This is a genomic window from Mycobacterium sp. E3339 (assembly GCF_001666915.1).
In the GTDB taxonomy this organism is placed as follows: domain Bacteria; phylum Actinomycetota; class Actinomycetes; order Mycobacteriales; family Mycobacteriaceae; genus Mycobacterium.
Genome location: NZ_LZIZ01000052.1, coordinates 1 through 18,258, shown reverse-complemented (window position 1 = coordinate 18,258; position 18,258 = coordinate 1). Strand labels below are relative to the sequence as shown.

At 69.3% G+C, this 18,258-nt stretch carries 16 protein-coding genes; 8 read left to right on the top strand and 8 right to left on the bottom strand.

Features of this window, described 5'->3' with window-relative positions:
- The first annotated feature begins 28 nt into the window (after positions 1 to 28).
- The 5 genes from A5702_RS04275 (at position 29) to A5702_RS04255 (ending at position 6,173) form a co-directional block, all read left to right on the top strand.
- On the top strand, positions 29 to 862 hold the full coding sequence (locus tag A5702_RS04275) for a sulfurtransferase (RefSeq protein WP_055403505.1): 834 nt from the start codon (positions 29 to 31) through the stop codon (positions 860 to 862).
- Between the two features lies 1 nt (position 863).
- Positions 864 to 1,166, top strand: coding sequence for a DUF1416 domain-containing protein (locus tag A5702_RS04270; protein WP_055403506.1), 303 nt, complete (start codon positions 864 to 866; stop codon positions 1,164 to 1,166).
- A 145-nt stretch (positions 1,167 to 1,311) separates the two neighbouring features.
- Positions 1,312 to 1,974, top strand: a complete 663-nt coding sequence (locus A5702_RS04265) for an FABP family protein (RefSeq protein ID WP_055403507.1) — start codon at positions 1,312 to 1,314, stop codon at positions 1,972 to 1,974.
- 123 nt (positions 1,975 to 2,097) lie between these two features.
- The gene (locus A5702_RS04260) at positions 2,098 to 4,473 is read left to right on the top strand and encodes a hypothetical protein (protein ID WP_068218523.1); all 2,376 of its coding nucleotides are present in this window, start codon (positions 2,098 to 2,100) and stop codon (positions 4,471 to 4,473) included.
- Positions 4,474 to 4,616: 143 nt separating this feature from the next.
- The gene (locus A5702_RS04255) at positions 4,617 to 6,173 is read left to right on the top strand and encodes a sensor domain-containing protein (protein ID WP_055403509.1); all 1,557 of its coding nucleotides are present in this window, start codon (positions 4,617 to 4,619) and stop codon (positions 6,171 to 6,173) included.
- 242 nt (positions 6,174 to 6,415) lie between these two features.
- Here A5702_RS04255 and A5702_RS04250 read toward each other — a convergent pair whose 3' ends face one another.
- Complete coding sequence (locus A5702_RS04250) at positions 6,416 to 7,279, bottom strand: aminodeoxychorismate lyase (protein WP_156349569.1); 864 nt, start codon at positions 7,277 to 7,279, stop codon at positions 6,416 to 6,418.
- A 117-nt stretch (positions 7,280 to 7,396) separates the two neighbouring features.
- Between A5702_RS04250 and A5702_RS04245 the strand changes: the two genes are divergently transcribed.
- A complete protein-coding gene (locus tag A5702_RS04245) occupies positions 7,397 to 8,482 on the top strand; it encodes a folate-binding protein YgfZ (protein ID WP_068218521.1) in 1,086 nt (361 codons plus the stop codon).
- A gap of 144 nt (positions 8,483 to 8,626) precedes the next feature.
- A complete protein-coding gene (locus A5702_RS04240) occupies positions 8,627 to 8,809 on the top strand; it encodes a DUF3073 domain-containing protein (RefSeq protein ID WP_068218518.1) in 183 nt (60 codons plus the stop codon).
- A gap of 28 nt (positions 8,810 to 8,837) precedes the next feature.
- On the opposite strand, the gene purM is transcribed toward A5702_RS04240, so the two are convergent.
- The 3 genes from purM to A5702_RS04225 all read right to left on the bottom strand — a co-directional run bounded on the left by purM (position 8,838) and on the right by A5702_RS04225 (position 12,067).
- Positions 8,838 to 9,932: a phosphoribosylformylglycinamidine cyclo-ligase gene (gene purM / locus A5702_RS04235; RefSeq protein WP_067818774.1), complete on the bottom strand. Its 1,095-nt coding sequence runs from the start codon at positions 9,930 to 9,932 to the stop codon at positions 8,838 to 8,840.
- Positions 9,933 to 10,003: 71 nt separating this feature from the next.
- On the bottom strand, positions 10,004 to 11,539 hold the full coding sequence (purF, locus tag A5702_RS04230; protein WP_068218515.1) for an amidophosphoribosyltransferase: 1,536 nt from the start codon (positions 11,537 to 11,539) through the stop codon (positions 10,004 to 10,006).
- A gap of 132 nt (positions 11,540 to 11,671) precedes the next feature.
- Positions 11,672 to 12,067, bottom strand: coding sequence for a sterol carrier family protein (locus A5702_RS04225; protein WP_067818777.1), 396 nt, complete (start codon positions 12,065 to 12,067; stop codon positions 11,672 to 11,674).
- Between the two features lie 19 nt (positions 12,068 to 12,086).
- Between A5702_RS04225 and A5702_RS04220 the strand changes: the two genes are divergently transcribed.
- Entirely contained in the window at positions 12,087 to 13,301 is a 1,215-nt protein-coding gene (locus A5702_RS04220) for an MCE family protein (RefSeq protein ID WP_068218512.1), read from the top strand.
- On the opposite strand, the gene A5702_RS04215 is transcribed toward A5702_RS04220, so the two are convergent.
- From A5702_RS04215 to A5702_RS04200, 4 genes are all read right to left on the bottom strand, one after another.
- Positions 13,283 to 13,918 (bottom strand): CPBP family intramembrane glutamic endopeptidase, encoded by a 636-nt coding sequence (locus tag A5702_RS04215; protein WP_055401798.1) that lies wholly within the window; start codon positions 13,916 to 13,918, stop codon positions 13,283 to 13,285. The two genes, A5702_RS04220 and A5702_RS04215, sit on opposite strands and share 19 nt — an antisense overlap.
- A gap of 19 nt (positions 13,919 to 13,937) precedes the next feature.
- Positions 13,938 to 16,235 carry a phosphoribosylformylglycinamidine synthase subunit PurL gene (purL, locus tag A5702_RS04210; protein WP_068218509.1) on the bottom strand — a complete coding sequence of 766 codons (2,298 nt, stop codon included), beginning with the start codon at positions 16,233 to 16,235 and terminating at the stop codon, positions 13,938 to 13,940.
- A gap of 50 nt (positions 16,236 to 16,285) precedes the next feature.
- Complete coding sequence (locus A5702_RS04205) at positions 16,286 to 16,633, bottom strand: VOC family protein (protein ID WP_055401811.1); 348 nt, start codon at positions 16,631 to 16,633, stop codon at positions 16,286 to 16,288.
- Between the two features lie 68 nt (positions 16,634 to 16,701).
- The gene (locus A5702_RS04200) at positions 16,702 to 18,231 is read right to left on the bottom strand and encodes a multicopper oxidase family protein (RefSeq protein ID WP_068218506.1); all 1,530 of its coding nucleotides are present in this window, start codon (positions 18,229 to 18,231) and stop codon (positions 16,702 to 16,704) included.
- Positions 18,232 to 18,258 lie beyond the last annotated feature (27 nt).

The window sequence follows — 18,258 nt, the reverse complement described above, 5'->3', positions numbered from 1 at the left end:
TTTCAAAGCGATCGAAAGGATCCCCCGCATGGCACGCTCCGACGTCCTGGTCTCCGCGGACTGGGCCGAGAGCAATCTCGACGCCGCCGGTGTCGTCTTCGTCGAGGTCGACGAGGACACCAGCGCATACGACACCGGCCACATCCCCGGCGCGATCAGGCTGGACTGGCGCTCCGATCTGCAGGACCCGGTCAAGCGTGACTTCGTCGACGCGCAGCAATTCTCGAAGCTGCTCAGCGAACGCGGCGTCGCCAACGACGACACCGTGATCCTCTACGGCGGCAACAACAACTGGTTCGCCGCCTACGCCTACTGGTATTTCAAGCTGTACGGCCACGTCGACGTCAAGCTGCTCGACGGCGGACGCAAGAAGTGGGAGCTCGACGGGCGCGCGCTATCCCGCGACGCCGTGAGCAGGCCGGCCACCTCGTACACCGCCGCGGCCCCGGACAACAGCATCCGGGCGTTCCGCGACGAGGTGATCGCGGCGATCAACGAAAAGAACCTGGTCGACGTGCGTTCGCCGGACGAGTTCTCGGGCAAGATCCTGGCGCCGGCGCACCTCCCGCAGGAGCAGAGCCAGCGGCCCGGCCACATTCCCGCGGCGATCAACGTGCCTTGGAGCAAGGCCGCCAACGAGGACGGCACCTTCAAGTCCGACGAGGAGTTGGCCAAGCTCTACGCCGCCGCCGGGCTGGACGGCACCAAGGAAACGATCGCGTACTGCCGGATCGGCGAGCGGTCGTCGCACACCTGGTTCGTGCTCCGGGAATTACTCGGCCACAAAAACGTCAAGAACTACGACGGAAGTTGGACGGAATACGGCTCCCTGGTGGGTGCCCCGATCGAGTTGGGAAGCTGATATGTGCTCTGCCCCGAAACAAGGAGTGACGCTGCCCGCCAGCGTCGACTTGGAGAAGGAAACCGTGATCACCGGCCGCGTCGTGGATAGTGACGGCCAGGCGGTGGGCGGCGCGTTCGTCCGCTTGCTCGACTCGTCGGACGAGTTCACGGCCGAGGTCGTCGCGTCCGCCACGGGCGACTTCCGGTTCTTCGCCGCGCCGGGATCCTGGACGCTGCGCGCGCTGTCGGCGGCCGGCAACGGCAACGCCGTGGTCAGCCCGTCGGGTGCCGGCATCCACGAGGTCGACGTCAAGATCGCCTGAGACCCCGGCTGCCCTGACCGGGATCTCCCGGGGCGAATAGACTTGTCCCCGTGGTGCTTTTCTTCGAGATCATGCTGGTCGTGGCGGTCGTGGTGATCTCATGGTTCGCGCTGTACGTGCTGTACCGGCTGATCACCGACGAATCGTGACCGCCCCCGGCGACGAGCCACTGAGTTCCGCGGGCTCCGGCGATCGTGCTGTGGCCGCCGCCGCTGAGCGCGCCAAGTTGACCGCCGGCCGCAACATCCCCGCCTTCGATGATCTGCCCGTTCCCGCCGACACCGCCAACTTGCGCGAAGGCGCCAATCTGAACGACGCCTTGCTGGCCCTGCTGCCGCTGGTCGGTGTGTGGCGCGGGGAGGGCGAGGGCCGCGGACACGACGGGGACTACCGGTTCGGTCAGCAGATCGTGGTCTCGCACGACGGCGGCGACTACCTCAACTGGGAAGCCCGCTCCTGGCGGCTCAGCGAGACGGGCGACTACCAGGAACACGGCTTGCGCGAGACGGGCTTCTGGCGCTTTGTCAGCGACCCCGACGACCCCAGCGAATCTCAGGCGATCGAGCTGCTGTTGGCGCATTCGGCGGGCTACGTCGAGCTGTTCTACGGGCGGCCGCGCACCCAGTCGTCGTGGGAACTGGTGACCGATGCGCTGGCCCGCAGCCGATCGGGTGTGCTGGTCGGCGGCGCCAAGCGGCTCTACGGCATCGTCGAGGGCGGCGACCTGGCCTACGTCGAGGAGCGGGTGGACGCCGACGGCGGCCTGGTACCCCATCTTTCGGCGCGGCTCTCCCGGTACGCCGGATAGCCGACGAGCCGTTGCCCGCCGGGGCAACCGGGCGCCGCGCAGCGGCCCGAAATCGTTGCCTTCGGTCGATCTTTTGCGTGTACTGTTCGACGTCCGGGCAGCCCCGCGAAGGGAGATCGGCGGATGCGTCCCAGGAGGGCACCCTCGCCCATATTGCGCTGGGGTGTCACCGCGGTCGGCCTGCTGCTCATCGGCTATTTGGCCGTGCTGGACCTGCAGCCCTCCCTGATCGACAGGCTGCCGCCGGGCCTTTCGTGGTTCGGGCGGCCCGGGTCGATGCCGACCCTCGCGATCGTCGTGACCGTGCTGATCTGGGCGTCGGTGCTGACCGTCCGCTCGGGCGGCAGCCATCGGGTGGTGGGCGTGTCGTTCACCCTGATCGCCGCCCTCGTCCCGCTGACGGCGCTGCTGGGCCTCACCTCGTACTGGGGGTGTCACGACGCAAACCATCCGGCCCTGTTCACCCCGCTGATGGCCACGGCCAGCCTGGTCAAGGGCGGCACCGGCGACTTCTCGGTGAGCGGGCGGACCTGCCCGAACCCCACGCCGGTCGGCCTGGAACTGGCCCGCATCGCCGCCCTGTCGGCGATCTTCACCGGCTTGGGCGGCGTCGTGGTCGGCGTCTTCCGGTCCCAGGTGGACCGGCTGCGGGCCAACCTGGCCGACTCCGTCACGGCCATCGTCGGGGTCGACGCCGACAGCCAATCGATGATCAGCGCCGTCGCGCGGACACTGGACCGGCGCAGCACGCTGGTCGTCATCACGGGCGCCAGCGACGACCGGGTGCAGCGGGCTCGCAGGCAGGGCGCCCGGGTGGTCCTGGTCGACTTCAACAACCCGTCCACCCTGGTCTCGCTGCGGTTGTGGCGCCACCTGTCCCGGCTTTACCTGATGGCGCCCGACCCGGCGATCAACCTGTTGTGGCTGGACCTGATCAGCCGCCGGCTCGACGAGGTCGGCCGCAAGCGGCGGTTGCCACTCATCGTGCGGATGGACGACCCGTGGCTGGCCCAGGCCTGGCGGGCGCAGCAGTTCGGCGGATCGGACACCCGGTGGGCGGCCGACGTGGTCGGCAAGTACGAGGTGACCGCGGGCAGGCTGCTCGACAGCATCATCGCGACGGGCCGAACCAAGCGTGTATTCGTCTGTGGCACTTCACAATTGACCCTGGCCCTGTGCGCCGATCTGACGCAGCGCGCCCTGGAGCGCGAGTTCTACACGCCGTCCGGCGCGGTCCCGTTGCCCGCCCTCACGCTGGTCGAAAGGGACGCCGCGGAATACCTGGCCGATCACGAGTTCTACCGGCGGCAGGCGGGATTCGCCTCGGAGGGGCCGGCGATCGATGCGACGGCGGAGGCGCCGACGGTTCCGACCATGCTGAAGCTGATCGGCGACGGCGACCCGGCGACCAGCGCGGTGATCTTCGTGGACTCCCATGCGGCGACCACCGCGGCGAGGCTGGCGGCCCGCTTCCCCGACATGCCCATCTACGCCTCCGACCTCAACACCAGCATCAGTGACGACTCGATCCAGGTGGTCGGGCGGTTGCAGTCGTACTCGCTGGTGCTGGACACCCAAGAGGGCCAGGTGCAGGACGCCTGGGAGCGCGCGGCCAGGCTGATCCACGAGCGGTATGTCTCGACGATCGACCCGGACGCGCCGCGGTCCCCGGCCGCGATGCCGTGGTCCGAACTCAACGAGTTCTACCGCGGGTCCAACCGGCGGCAAGTTCGCAACGCGCTGTGGATGGTGGAGCAGATCGCCGGGCACACCTGGAACACGTGGGGCAGCCCGCCGGCGCAGCTGTCCGGCAACGAAATGGCGGGGCTGCCCCCGTTGGAGCAGCTCGCGCTGATGGGCTTCGACCAGGACGCGGCGTTGAGCATGGCCAGGGCGGAGCACGAGGACTGGTGCCGCTACTACCGCCGCAACGGGTGGAAATACGGGTCACCGCGCGACGATTCGCGCAAGGTCCACGACAAGCTGGCCGACTGGTCGGTGGTGGAGAGCGACCCGGGCCTGCTCAACGCCGCGGTGCGCAGCCTGGCGGGCACGCTGTGGAGCCTGCGCCAGCTGGGCTTCCGGTCGCGCCCGCTCTGGCAGTCGTTCACCCGGGTGGGAACGGTGACCGCCGAACAGCGCAGCGCCCCATGGACGTGGACGTCGGATTCGGGGCACACCATGAGCGCCGACGCCGGCGACTGGGCGATCCAGGAAGACGGCAAGGTGTGGTCGGTTCGCGACGACATCTTCCGGGACACCTACGAGCCCGCCGGCGACGGGCGCTGGCAGCGGAAAGGACGGGTCCAAGCCCGCCCCGCCCATGCGGGCGAGACCGTGAACACCCTGGAGGGGCCCACGACCGCGGCGGAAGGTGACTGGGTGGTGCGCGGAACCACGGGCGAGCAGTGGCCGGTTCCCGGCGCCGAATTCGCGCGTCGCTACGCCGAATTCCACCCGCCCGAGGAAGCTTCTGCGGTAGACGGCGGCCATGAATGACTTTTAGCCGTCGCCGCCCCGAATAGCAGTAGATTTGCGCCGTCCGAGGGGGCCCGACACTGATACGGTATCGGCGCATGCCCAATAGCCGGGTGCGCCGATTCCGCCCGTTCGTTTGCTACGCCTCCCCGTAGGAGACCGCGATGCCGCTGTTCATCAGCTACTCGAGCCAGGACAGGGCGACCGTCGACGCCCTGACTTCCGCGCTTCGGCGCGCACAGCAACAGGTTTGGTTCGACCAGGAGCTCGGCGGCGGCGATTCGTGGTGGAACAAGATCCTCGAGCAGATCCGCTCGTGTGACGTGTTCATCGTCGCGCTGTCCAACAATTGGCTGCAGTCCAAGCCGAGTCAGGCCGAATTGCGTTATGCGCGGGCGCTGAACCGGCCGATCCTTCCCGTTCGGATCGGCGACATCGACAGCATGCGCGTGAATCCCCTTGCGACGCTGCAGATCATCGATTACCGCGAACCGACGGTGGACGCCGGCATCCAACTGGTGACGGCCGTGCACGCCCTGCAGGGCAAGCCGGTGCCGTTGCCGGACCCGCTGCCCGAAGAGCCGCCGGTGCCGTTTGGCTACATCACCCGGCTGGGCAACACCCTCGCCGAAAAGGAGCTCAGCCCGCAGCAGCAGACCCAACTCCTCATCGAACTGCGCCAGGGATTCGACGAGGACGGCGACGACCCCAGCGCGCGCGGCGACATCGCCCAGCTGCTGCGCATGCTGCGCCTGCGCCACGACGTCACCTACCGCACCCGGACCGAAATCGACAATGTGCTGGCCGAGATCGAGGCCAAGGGCGGTTCGTCGAGCAAACCGGCCGCTGACGCGGAGGCGGAAGCAACCACCGCCGTCGCACCCCGGCCCGCCGCGACCCCCGAGCCCAGCGGCCCGACGGCCAAGGCCGCGCCCACCGCGGTCGGTGGTGCCGCGGCGGGCGGATCCAACAAGCGGCTGCTCATCATTGGGGGAGTCGCCGTCGCGGTGATCGCGGCAATCGCGATCGTCGTCGTCCTCACCATGCAGGGCGGCAAGACCAAGCCCGCCAGCAGGGCGGGCAACGGCCCGAATCAGGTTCAGACGGGCTCGAACCCAGCCCCGAATGTCGGGAACGTTCCGAATCCCGGGGATGGCTCCAAGCTCGACTCGTATCTGCTCGGCCCCGCCGATGTCGGCGCCGTGGTGGGCGACCCGAACCTGGTGGTCTCCGAGAAAGCCGCGCAACTGCGCAACTTGAGGGCGACGGTGTCCAACGCCGACTGCAAGGGCCCGTTCGAACCCATCGAGGAAGCGGCCTACAAGGGCGCGGACGGTTACACCGCGGTGAGCGGGCAGGCCGTGCACACCGCCGGCGAAAATCCGCCGCACCGGCTCTACGAAGCGGTCGTGGAGTTCGCGTCCCCGGAGAAGGCCGCCGCGTTCGTGCAGCTGTCGGCGGACAAGTGGAGGGCGTGCGCCGGGCAATCGGTCACGGTGAGCTTCAACGGCAAGAGCAGCGGGTGGACGTTCGGCGAGGTCACCGGGGCGCCGCCGAAGATTTTCCAGCAGCGGACCCAAGCGGACGGAACCCGGATCTGCCACCACGCGCTGCACGCGGCGTCCAGTGTGGTCGTCGATCTGCTGCTGTGCGGGCCCGACGCCGAAACGGGCCAGGCGGGCAAACTCGCCGGGCAGATCGCGGCGAAGGTGAACCAGTAACGGCCGTAGACATGGCGCGGCCCCCGAGCAAGGTTCCTGGTTGGACAGACCGGAAGCTCGGGGGCCGGGTGACTGCGTGGAATTCGCTAGCGCGCGTAAATCGCCAGCTATTCGAGAGCCACTGCTGCTAGCGCGCAGCCACCTCACATGTCCATGAAGCTATCAATTTCCCGGACCACCTCCCTTCTTGTGTACGGCCGACCGTACCCGCGATTCCGCGAGCCGACAACACAATTCAGCGCTCAGCGATCGCTGACGATCGCCGAGTCGACCAGCGCGGCGAATTCGGCGGCCAACGGCGACCGGGGCAGCGGGCGGCCGTCGAGCGTGTGCACCCGGGCGGCCAGCGTCATACTCGAGACCAGCCAGATCCCTTGCGCGGCAACCAGATCGGCGGGCCGCAGCGCGCGATAGTCGCAGTCGTAGCCCTTGGCCCTGGCCACCTCGAACAGCGCCTGCTGCGTGGTGCCACGCAGAATCGGATACCACGGCGGCGGCGTCAGCAGGCACGGGTTGCCGTCGGAGCCGTCGGTCGCGATCACCACCGTCGAGCGCGGGCCTTCCAGGATGTAGCCGTCCGAGCTGACGAAGATCACGTCTCCGGCGCCTTGCCGGGCCGCGTGCCGCAGGGCGGCCATGTTGACCGCGTAGGACAACGTCTTGGCGCCGGCCAGCAGCCACGGCATCGCGTCGGTGCCCGCCGCGGGCAGCCCGCGCGCCAACGTCACCGCGGCCAGCCCCTCGCGCCGAACCGCCGTCACGCGCTCGGGCACGGCGTTGACCATCACATAGGCGGTGGGCGTCGATCCGCTCTCCCGGCCGCGGCTGTAGATCAGGCGCATCGCGCCTTCGTCGTCGGTGCCCGCCACCCATTGCCGGGTGGCCACCTCGATCGCGCTGCGCCAGGCCGGCAGGTCCGGCTCCGCCAAGTCGGTCAGCCGTGCCGAGTGGGTCAGCCGCTGCAGGTGGGACTCGACAAGGCAGGGTCGGCCGTCGCGGACCAGCAGCGTCTCGAAGACGCCGTCGCCGCGCACCGCCGCCAGGTCGTCGGCGTGCAGGAGTGGGGCATCCGGCGGGTGGATCTCGCCGTCCAGCGTGACGATCACACCCCTGTGGCCTGCCATGGGGGTAAAGCCTAGCCGCGAGCGTGCGGCTGGCCGCACGCTCGGCGGCGGCTGTGCGGCTGGCCGCACGCTCGGCGGCCGAGTCCGTAGAGTTGACGTGTGTCTTCTGCAGTGCCCGCGCCCGAGGCCGGCCCCGACGCGGGGGCCGTCTGGCATTACGGCGATCCCCTCGGTGAGCAGCGCGCGGCCGAAACCGACGCGGTGGTGATCGACCGATCACACCGCGCGGTGCTCACGCTGACCGGCGGTGAGCGGCAGAAGTGGTTGCACAACATCTCCACCCAGCACGTCAGCGATCTCCTCGACGGCGCCAGCACGCAAAACCTCAGCCTGGACGGCCAGGGCCGCGTCGAAGACCATTGGATCCAAACGGAACTCGGCGGCACGACCTACCTCGACACCGAGCCGTGGCGCGGCGAACCGCTGCTGGACTACCTGCGCAAGATGGTCTTCTGGTCCGATGTCGCGCCGGCGGCCGCCGACCTGGCGGTGCTTTCGCTGTTGGGGCCGCGGCTGGCCGACGGAGCGGTGCTCGACGCTCTCGGGCTGGACGTCCTGCCCGCCGAGCTGACCGCGGCCCCGCTCGCCGGTGGTGGCTTCGTGCGGCGGATGCCCGGCGCCCCCGCCGACGAGATTGAACTGGATCTGCTGGTCCCCCGCACCGACTCCGCCGCCTGGCAGGACCGATTGGTGCAGGGCGGGCTCCGGCACGCCGGGGTCTGGGCGTACGAGGCCCACCGGGTGGCGGCGCTGCGCCCGCGACTGGGCGTCGACACCGACGAGCGCACGATTCCGCACGAGGTTGGCTGGATCGGTGCCGCCGTCCACCTGGACAAGGGGTGCTATCGCGGGCAGGAGACCGTGGCGCGAGTGCACAACCTCGGCAGACCGCCCCGGATGCTGGTGTTGTTGCACCTCGACGGCTCGGTGGAGCGGCCCGCGACGGGCGACCCCGTCCTCGCCGGTGGGCGCGCCGTCGGGCGACTCGGCACGGTGGTGGATCACGTGGACCTCGGGCCCGTGGCCCTGGCGCTGCTCAAGCGTGGGGTGCCGGCCGACACCGAACTGGCGACCGGCCCGCAGGCCTCGGTCGCTGCGGTGATCGACGCCGATTCGCTGCCGCCGGCGGAACAGATCGGCGCGGGCAGACTGGCCGTTGAACGGTTGCGGGGCGGTGCGAGATAATCCTCGATGACGTCCGCCACAGCGGCGGGGGGCACCGACGCCCAACCGCAAGGCACGGTAAACTGTCAACAGGACAATAACGACACCAAGAGATCGGAGCCGCCTGATTCGGGCCGCTCCGTTATTGCGCGAGGGGGTTCCCCCATGGGCCGCGGCCGGGCTAAGGCAAAGCAGACCAAGGTTGCTCGTGAACTCAAATACAGTTCCCCGCAAACCGACTTCACGCGGCTTCAGCGCGAGTTGTCAGGAACGGGCGACGACTCCACCGAACTCGAGGACGACGGCGCCGGCGACTCTTGGGGAGACAGCGACGACTGGCGTCGCTGAACCCCGGCGCTAGCTTCGATCCAGGTTTCTAAAATCTGGGGTGCTGCCCCACGAGCTTTGCCCGCGGGCCCGCTTTGCCGCCTTTGCCGACGGTCCCCAGCACCCAGCAGTCCAAATGCCGGGCCGTCAGGATGGCCAGGGCACGGTCGGTGTCCTCGGGCGCGACGATGGCGACCATACCCACGCCCATGTTGAAGGTCTTCTCCATCTCCTCGCGCGTCACCCGGCCGCGCTGGGCGATCATCGGGAACACCGGGGCGGGCGTCCAGGTCCCGCGGTCGATTTCGGCGACCAGGCCGTGCGGGATGACCCGTTGCAGGTTGCCCGCCAAGCCGCCGCCGGTGACATGGCAGAACGTGCGGACATGGGTTTCGGCGGTCAACGCCAGGCAGTCCTTGGCGTAGATCCGGGTGGGTTCGAGCAGCTCCTCACCGAGCGTGCGGCCGAACTCCTCGACGTAGCCGGCGAGGTTCATCCGGTCGATTTCGAGCAGCACCGTGCGGGCCAACGAGTAGCCGTTGGAGTGCAGTCCCGAGGAGCCCATCGCGATGATGGTGTCGCCGGGCTTGACGCGTTCGGGGCCCAGCACGTCGTCGGCCTCGACGACGCCGACGCCGGTGGCCGAGATGTCGTAGTGGTCCGGTTCCATCAGCCCCGGGTGTTCGGCGGTTTCGCCGCCGAGCAACGCGCAGCCGGCCCGCACGCACCCCTCGGCGATGCCCGCGACGATCGCGCTGAGGCGCTCGGGCACCGTCCGGCCCACCGCGATGTAATCCTGCAGGAACAGCGGCTCCGCACCGCAGACCACGAGGTCGTCGACGACCATCGCGACCAGGTCCAGGCCGACGGTGTCGTGCTTGTCCATCGCCTGCGCGACAGCAAGTTTGGTCCCCACACCGTCGGTGGACGCCGCGAGCAGCGGTTCACGGTAGTCGTTGCGCAAGGCGAACAGTCCTGCGAACCCGCCGAGGCCGCCCCGCACCTCGGGCCTGGTGGCCTTCGTCGCCAGCGGCTTGAACATTTCAACGGCGCGGTCGCCGGCCTCAATGTCCACCCCGGCCGACGCGTAGGTGATGCCGTGGCTGCCCGGGTTTCGTCCGGGGCTTTTTCCGGGATCCGTCATCGCGATAAAGGCTACCGGGCGCCGCCCACCGCCGTTATCAAACGTCTTGGAAGGGGCGGATCCGGCGTCCGTCAGTGGACGATCGGCACTTCGTCGGGCGCCAGATCGTCCAGCCCGGCTCCCCGCGCGGCGTTGGCGAGCATGTGCTCGATGACGTTCTTGCCCAAGGCCGTCTCCTCGGGCAGTTCGATCGGATACTTGCCGTCGAAGCACGCGGTACAGAGCCGCGATGCCGGTTGCTCGGACGCCGCCACCAGGCCGCGCAGCGAGATGTAGCCGAGGGTGTCCGCCCCGATGGCGTGCCGTACCGCTTCGAGCATTTCCTCTTTGTCTTGCACGGCATTGGCGATCAACTCCGCCGGCGACGGGAAGTCGATGCCGTAGAAGCAGGGCCACTTCACGGGCGGAGACGCGATGCGCACATGGACTTCGAGGGCGCCGGCCTCCCGCAGCATGCGCAGCAACGCGCGCTGGGTATTGCCGCGCACGATCGAGTCGTCGACGACGATCAGCCGCTTGCCGCGGATGACCTCGCGAAGCGGGTTGAGCTTCAGCCGGATACCGAGCTGGCGGATGGTCTGGGACGGCTGGATGAAGGTACGCCCGACGTATGCGTTCTTCATCAGGCCTTGCCCGTACGGGATGCCGGATTCCTGCGCGTACCCGACCGCGGCGGGCGTGCCCGACTCGGGCACCCCGATCACCAAATCGGCTTCGACGGGGCATTCACGGGCCAGCCGGCGGCCGATCTCCACCCGGGTCGCGTGCACGGACCTTCCGGCGATCATGCTGTCCGGGCGGGCCAGGTAGACGTACTCGAAGACGCAGCCCTTGGGCGTGGGGTTGGCGAAACGCGTGGAGCGCACCCCGTCCGCATCGATCGCCAGCAGCTCGCCTGGCTCGATATCGCGCACGAACGATGCGCCGACGATGTCGAGCGCGGCCGTTTCGGAGGCCACCACCCAGCCGCGGTCCAGGCGTCCGAGCGAAAGTGGCCGCACCCCATGCGGATCGCGGCACGCATACAGCGTGTTCTCGTCCATGAACGTCAAGCAAAAGGCGCCGCGCACGGTCGGCAGCAGGTCCAGCGCCGCCTGCTCCAGGGTGGAATCCGCGGCGCCGTGGGCCAGCAGCGCGCCCAAGATGTCGGAGTCCGTCGTTGCGGGGGCGGGGCAGCGCCGGGCGATCAGGCCGGCGTCGCGTGCGCGGGCGGCGAGCTCGGCGGTGTTGACCAGATTTCCGTTGTGGCCCAGCGCGACGCCGGTGCCGGCGGCGGTGTTGCGGAACACCGGCTGCGCGTTCTCCCACGTGGTGTCGCCCGTGGTGGAGTAGCGGCAATGCCCGATGGCAACGTGTCCCTGCATGGCCGCGAGCGTCTGCTCGTCGAACACCTGGCTGACCAAGCCCAAGTCTTTGAAGACGAGAACCTGGGATCCGTCGGCGACAGCGATACCCGCGGCTTCCTGCCCGCGATGCTGCAGCGCGTACAAGCCGTAATAGGTGAGCTTTGCGACATCCTCGCCTGGGGCCCAGACCCCGAATACACCACACTCTTCACGGGGCGAGTTCAGGTCCTGCTCGGGTGCTTCGGCTCCTGCGACGGTCACGATTGGGCGGCTCCCCGGGGAACGGTTGGTGACGTAACGGAGTCTACGGGTCGGACACCCGCGACCGCGAATTTACAGCGCGTGTTGAGCGCCGAAAATTCCCTCGCCCGACCCTAAAGCTGCAGTTCAGGGTTATCTTCGGCCGACATCGATCAGCGGCAGGCAGTGTTCGATCTCACCCGCTCGAGACCCGGAAAGGCTCAGCGCCCCGGCGGCCTTCGCCGCCGAGAACGACAGCATCCCGGCCACCAGCAGCAGCCAGGTGCGCGCATCGGTCTCCACCACGTTGGGCGGGGTGCCGCGGGTATGCCGGGGCCCGGCGATGCACTGCACCGCGGCGAACGGCGGGATCCGCACCTCGACGCTGGCGCCGGGCGCCACGGCGGCCAGGGTGCGGGCGGTGAGCCGGACGGCGGCGGCGAGGCTCTCGCGGTCGGGGGCGGGCCGGGATTCGTCGCGCAGCCAGTCCGCGACGGCCAACACGGCCTGCCGGGTCTTTGCCGGATCGGCCTTTTGACGGGCGGCCATACCCTAGGGTCTCAAACTCATGGAGCGTCGTCGTTTGCGGCGCGGGCCACCGTACAAGTCCGTCGGCCTCGTGACGCTCGTCATCATGGGCGTGGTCGGGTCGCTCCTGTATCTGCAGTTCCGGGGGGACCTCACGCGGACCACGAGGCTGACGATGGTGGCCGCCCGGGCGGGCCTGGTGATGGATCCCGGCTCCAAGGTCACCTACAACGGGGTCCAGATCGGCCGGGTGGCCGGCATTTCCGAGATCACCCGCGGCGGCAAGCCGGCCGCCAAGGTGGCGCTGGACATCACCCCCCGGTACGTCGAGATGATTCCGGCCAATGTCGCGGCCACCATCAAGGCGACCACGGTGTTCGGCAACAAGTACGTCGCGCTGAGTTCGCCTCCCCATCCAGCGGCGCGGTCGATCACGCCGTCGACCGTGATCGAGGCGACCTCGGTGACCACGGAATTCAACACCGTGTTCCAGACGCTCGTGTCGATCGCGGAAAAGGTGGATCCGGTCAAGGTGAATCTCACGCTCGCCGGCGCCGCGCAAGCCCTGACCGGACTGGGCGAAAAGTTCGGCGCCTCTCTGATCAACGGCAACACGATCCTCGACGACGTGAATCCCCGGATGCCCGAGATCCGCGCCGACCTCGCGCGGCTGGCCGCCCTCGGCGACACCTACGCCGACGCCTCGCCGGACCTGTGGGCGGCGCTCGAACACGCGGCGACCACGGCGCGCACGCTCAACCGCCAGCAATCCGACCTGGACGCGGCGCTGCTGGCGGCGGCCGGGCTGGGCGGTGCGGGCGCCGACGTCTTCGAACGCGGCGGACCGTACCTGACGCGCGGGGCCGCGGATCTGGTCGGCTCCAGCCAGCTGCTCGACGAGTACAGTCCCGAAATCTTCTGCACCATCCGCAATTTCAACGACGTCGCGCCCAAGATCCACAACGCCCTCGGCGACAACGGTTATTCGCTGGGCGCCCACGCGGCCGGCGCGATCACCGGCGCGCCCAGTCCGTATATCTGGCCGGAGAATCTGCCGCGGACCAATGCCAGGGGCGGCCCCGGCGGCCGACCGGGCTGTTGGCAGACGATCTCCCGGCAGTTGTGGCCGGCGCCCTTCCTGGTGATGGACACCGGCGCGAGCATGGCTCCCTACAACCACTTCGAACTGGGCTCACCACTTTTCACCGAGCACGTGTGGGGCCGCCAGTTGGGCGACTACACCATCAACCCGTGACGCCCGACGCTCAGCGCGGCGATCGCGCCGGCCTCATTGATGGCCAAGTGCACCAACATCGGCGCGGCGAGGCTGCCGGAACGGTCTGCCAGCCAACCGAACAGCCAGCCCGCGATGCCCGTCACCAGCACGGTGCCCACCACCGGGTCGCCCGCCGCGCGCGCGTCCGCGACGTGCGAGAGCCCAAAGCTGGCCGCCTGCAACAACCTTCCGCGGGGCCGGCCGAACGCCTCGTAGGCCGTGGCGGTGAGCGCCGCACGGAACGCCGCCTCCTCGGCCCAAACAGTGCCGACGGGAATCCGCAGCAGCAGCCAGCCGGGCACCGAACCGGCCGGATCCCGGTCGGCCATGGACGCCCGCACCGAGGGCACGGCCGTCGTCGCGGCGACCGCGCTCGCCACGGCCGCACCGGCCGCCGACCCCAGCCGCAGCCCGGCCCATAGCCGCGGCGGTCCCAGGCCCAGCGGCGCGCGCGTCGCCAGCACCAGCAGGCCGGCCGCACCGGCCTGCAGGGTGACCCGCCATCGGGTGGGCAGTCGCGGGCCGACAAAGCTCCAGCCGACCAGGGCGGCGGCCAGGGAGAACGCGCGGGCCCGGTGGAAACGGCTCTCGCCCATCAGGATTCGTCGCTAAGGCTCATCCGAAGAGGCGGGGCAGCACCGACTCCGACGTCTCGCGCAGCTCGGCCAGCGACACGGTGAACAGCCCCTGAACCTCCACCGCGTCCGAGGCCTGGTCGACGACGCCGATGCGCTCCGCGGGCAACCCCCGTGCCTCGCACATCGCCCGGAACCGGCTCTCCTCGGTGCGCGGCACCGCCACCAAAACCCGGCCCGCCGACTCGGAGAACAACGTCACGAACGGATCGGCGCCCTCGGGAAGCACGATGCGGCAACCGGTTTCGCCCGCCAGCGCCGCCTCCACGATGGCCTGCGCGAGGCCGCCTTCGGACAGGTCGTGCGCCGCCGACACCAGCCCGTCGCGGGACGCCGCGGTCAGCACCTCTGCCAACAGCTTCTCGCGCGCCAGGTCGACCGCGGGCGGCAACCCACCCAGATGGTCGGCGGTCACCTGCGCCCAGACGGAACCGTCGAATTCGTCGCGCGTGTCGCCCAGCAGCATCAGGGTCTCGCCCGGTTCGCGACCGAGGCCGGTGGGGATGCGCCGGCCGACGTCGTCGATGACGCCGAGCACACCGACGACCGGCGTGGGCAGGATCGCCGCCGACCCGGTTTGGTTGTAGAAGCTGACGTTGCCGCCGGTCACCGGGATGCCAAGGGCCGCACAGCCGTCGGCCAGCCCCCGGACCGCCTGCGAGAACTGCCACATCACCCCGGGGTCTTCCGGAGAACCGAAATTGAGGCAGTTGGTCACCGCGACCGGTGTCGCGCCGGTGACGGCGACGTTGCGGTAGGCCTCGGCCAGCGCGAGTTGCGCTCCCGCGTAGGGGTCGAGCAGCGTGTAACGCCCCGACGCGTCGGTAGAGAGCGCGATGCCGCGGCCCGTGGTTTCGTCGACGCGCAGCACGCCGCCGTCGGCGTGCTCGGCCAGCACGGTGTTGCCGCGCACGTAGCGGTCGTACTGTTCGGTGATGAAGGCGCGGCTGCACAGGTGCGGGCTGCCCAGCAGCGCAAGCAAAGTCGCGCGCAGCTCGTCCCCCGCCGTCGGCCGCGGCAGGCGGGTGGACCGGTCGGCGTTCAGGGCGTCCTGTGACTCGGGCCGCGCGACCGGTCGCTGATACACCGGCCCCTCGTGCGCGACGGTGCGCGGCGGCACGTCGACGACCGTCTCGCCGCGCCAGGTGATCCGCAACCGGTCCCCGTCGGTGACCTCGCCGATCACCGTGGCCAGCACCTCCCATTTGCGGCACACCGCCAGGAAGGCGTCCACGTTCTCCGGCGCGACCACCGCGCACATCCGCTCCTGCGACTCGCTGCAGAGCACCTCCGCGGGCGTCATGTCCTTGGCCCGCAACGGGACGGTGTCGAGTTCGATCGCCATCCCGCCGTCTCCGGCCGACGCCAGTTCGGATGTGGCGCAAGACAATCCAGCTCCCCCGAGGTCCTGGATGCCGATCACCAGGCCGCCCGCGTAGAGCTCGAGGCAGCACTCGATGAGAACCTTCTCCATGAAGGGGTCACCGACCTGCACCGAGGGCAGCTTCTTGCGGGAGTTCTCGGCATCGAAGGTGTCCGACGCCAGCACCGACACCCCGCCGATGCCGTCGAGCCCGGTGCGCGCGCCGAACAGGATGATCTTGTTTCCGCGGCCCGACGCGAAGGCCAGGTGCAGGTCCTCCTGGCGCAGCACGCCCACGCACATCGCGTTGACCAACGGATTGCCGGCGTAGCACGCGTCGAAGACGGTCTCGCCGCCGATGTTGGGCAGCCCCAGCGAGTTGCCGTAGCCGCCGATGCCGCGGACCACCCCGTCGACCACGCGGCGCGTGTCGGGCGCGTCGGCGGCGCCGAACCGAAGCTGGTCCATCACGGCGACCGGTCGGGCGCCCATGGCCATGATGTCGCGGACGATGCCGCCGACGCCCGTCGCCGCGCCCTGGTACGGCTCGACGTAGGACGGGTGGTTGTGGGATTCCACTTTGAAGGTGACGGCCCAGCCGTCGCCGATGTCGACCACGCCGGCGTTTTCGCCGATGCCGGCGAGCATGCCGGCGCGCATCTCGTCGGTTGTGGTCTCGCCGAAGTAGCGCAAGTGAACCTTGGAGGACTTGTACGAGCAGTGCTCGCTCCACATCACCGAGTACATGGCCAACTCGGTGTCGGTGGGCCTGCGGCCCAGGATCTCGCGAATGCGCTGGTACTCGTCGTCTTTGAGCCCCAGCTCGGCGAACGGCTGCGGCTGGTCGGGGCTGGCAGCGGCATGCTCGACGGTGTCGATCGCCTGGGTGCGGGCGCTCGTCCCGGAGACAGTCACGCCAGACAGTCTAGGGTGACGCCGCTATCGCCGTCGGCTCGCCGCGGCGGCTATTGACCGACCACGCAGAAGACGTTGCCCTCGGGGTCGGCCAGCACCACCCAGCGGAAATTGGCGCCGAACGAGTGCCGGCCTACCTCGGTGGCCCCGGCGGCCGTCAGCCGCGACGCCTCGCCGTCGACGTCGGCGGCGCTGAAGTCGAGGTGCAGCCGGTTCTTCCCCGGCGTGGGGTCGGGCACCTTCTGGAATCCGAGCCGGGGACCGTCGGCCAGACTCACCACGGTGAACTCGTCGGCGAGCAGTTCCTGCGTCGTCCCGCCGAACTGCTCGGCCCACCAGCCGGCCAGTTGCGCGGGATTGCTGCAGTCGAAGGTGATCATCTCCACGCTGAGCGCCATACCGCCGACCCTAGGCCTCGCGACGGCGCAGTTGAAGGGATCGGTGCCGGCCAGCGGCACCCGGTGGGTCAATCGACGGTGCGGAAGTCGGCCATCATGGCCATGTCCTCGTGCTCGAGGTTGTGGCAGTGCAGCAGGTATGAGCCGGTGTAGTCGGTGAACCGGGTGAGGACTTCGACCGCTTCGGCCGGCCGGACATCGACGGTGTCCTTCCAGCCCGCGTCGAACCGACCGGGCGCGCGGTCGTTGCGGGAGATTACCCGGAACGGGTTCAGGTGCACGTGGACGGGGTGGTGGAACTCGGTGATGAACCGCCAGACTTCGCATGTGCCGAGCTTGGGGCGAGCCAGGGGCCGGCCCGGCTGATACGACAGGTCGTTGATGGTCCACACGCCGCCTCTGTTCGGGCGGAAGAGGAACGTCCGGGTGGCGACGGCGCCGTGTCGGTCGAGACCCGGAAGCCCGCTGCTGAGCCGGTCGGGGATGGTGGCGTCGTCGGAAAGGTCGGCGCCGACGACGTCGAATCGCATGACCTCACTTGTGCTTTCGGCACCCAACCGATTGAGCAGCCGCACCCGGGTTCCGCGCCGGTAGCGGCTGAAATCAACCACAACATCAAAGCGTTCGGCCGGAGCGATGTCGATGTAGTCGTGGCCTACGGGCCGCGCCAGCAGCCCACCGTCACTGCCGATCTGCACCAGCCCCGAACCGCCGGGGGGCTGCGGGTCCAGCTGCAGCCGGTAGCGGCGGGCGTTGGATGCGTTCAGTAGCCGCAGGCGGTAACGGGCGGGATCGGTCTGCAGCACCGGCCACGGCGCACCGTTGACCAGGATGACGTCGCCGAGGACGCCGTTCATGTAGTCGGCGGTGACCCCGCCGCCACCGACGGCCGGGTATCGGAAGGAGCCGTCGGCGGCGAAGGCACGATCGGTGATCATCAGCGGGATATCCCGCCCGCCGCGGGGCAACGGCAACGCGTCTTCCTCGTCGTCACGGACCAGGTGGAATCCGGCCAGGCCGCGCCACACAGCGGCACCGGTATAGCCCATGCGGTGGTCGTGGTACCACAACGTCGCGGCGCGCTGGTTCATCGGATAGACGTATTCGCGCTGTCCGACGACGCTATTGCGGGCCATGTCCTCGGCGGCCGTTTGACCGGACTGCGGAAGGATGAAGTCGGTCGGGTACCCGTCGTGGTCTTCCGGGGTGTGCCCGCCGTGCAGGTGCACCACAACCGGTGTCGGCAGGGCGTTGCGGTGCCGCACGACGGTGCGCCTCCCGGATCGTGAAGTGATGGTGGGGCCGGGAAAGCTCGTGTTGTAAGTCCATGCGGCAGTGGTCAACCCGGGCAGGATGCGCAATTGCGTGACCTGCTGGGTGATCTCGTAGTAGTCGGTGAGGGCATCGGTGCTCGCCGGCGCCAACTCCTCCGGGATCGGCAAAGGGACTTGATAGCGGTCGGGCACTCTGGTCTGACTGCGCAGGAGCCGCCCCGGCTCCGCGGAGCCCAACAGCGCGCCGGCCAACGGCCAACTGGTCGCGACGAATCCGATCCCCGTCGCGGCGGCGCCCAGCCGCAACGCGCTACGCCGATTCACGAATCACATCCGGGCGTGGTGACGGCG

Excerpts from the sequence above, each read along its gene's own strand:
- purM (WP_067818774.1), bottom strand. The coding sequence starts at position 9,932 with ATGACGGATCCCGGAAAAAGCCCCGGACGAAACCCGGGCAGCCACGGC.
- A5702_RS04215 (WP_055401798.1), bottom strand. The coding sequence starts at position 13,918 with ATGGGCGAGAGCCGTTTCCACCGGGCCCGCGCGTTCTCCCTGGCCGCC.
- A5702_RS04220 (WP_068218512.1), top strand. The coding sequence starts at position 12,087 with ATGGAGCGTCGTCGTTTGCGGCGCGGGCCACCGTACAAGTCCGTCGGC.
- A5702_RS04270 (WP_055403506.1), top strand. The coding sequence starts at position 864 with ATGTGCTCTGCCCCGAAACAAGGAGTGACGCTGCCCGCCAGCGTCGAC.
- A5702_RS04260 (WP_068218523.1), top strand. The coding sequence starts at position 2,098 with ATGCGTCCCAGGAGGGCACCCTCGCCCATATTGCGCTGGGGTGTCACC.
- A5702_RS04255 (WP_055403509.1), top strand. The coding sequence starts at position 4,617 with ATGCCGCTGTTCATCAGCTACTCGAGCCAGGACAGGGCGACCGTCGAC.
- A5702_RS04225 (WP_067818777.1), bottom strand. The coding sequence starts at position 12,067 with ATGGCCGCCCGTCAAAAGGCCGATCCGGCAAAGACCCGGCAGGCCGTG.
- A5702_RS04275 (WP_055403505.1), top strand. The coding sequence starts at position 29 with ATGGCACGCTCCGACGTCCTGGTCTCCGCGGACTGGGCCGAGAGCAAT.
- A5702_RS04240 (WP_068218518.1), top strand. The coding sequence starts at position 8,627 with ATGGGCCGCGGCCGGGCTAAGGCAAAGCAGACCAAGGTTGCTCGTGAA.
- A5702_RS04205 (WP_055401811.1), bottom strand. The coding sequence starts at position 16,633 with ATGGCGCTCAGCGTGGAGATGATCACCTTCGACTGCAGCAATCCCGCG.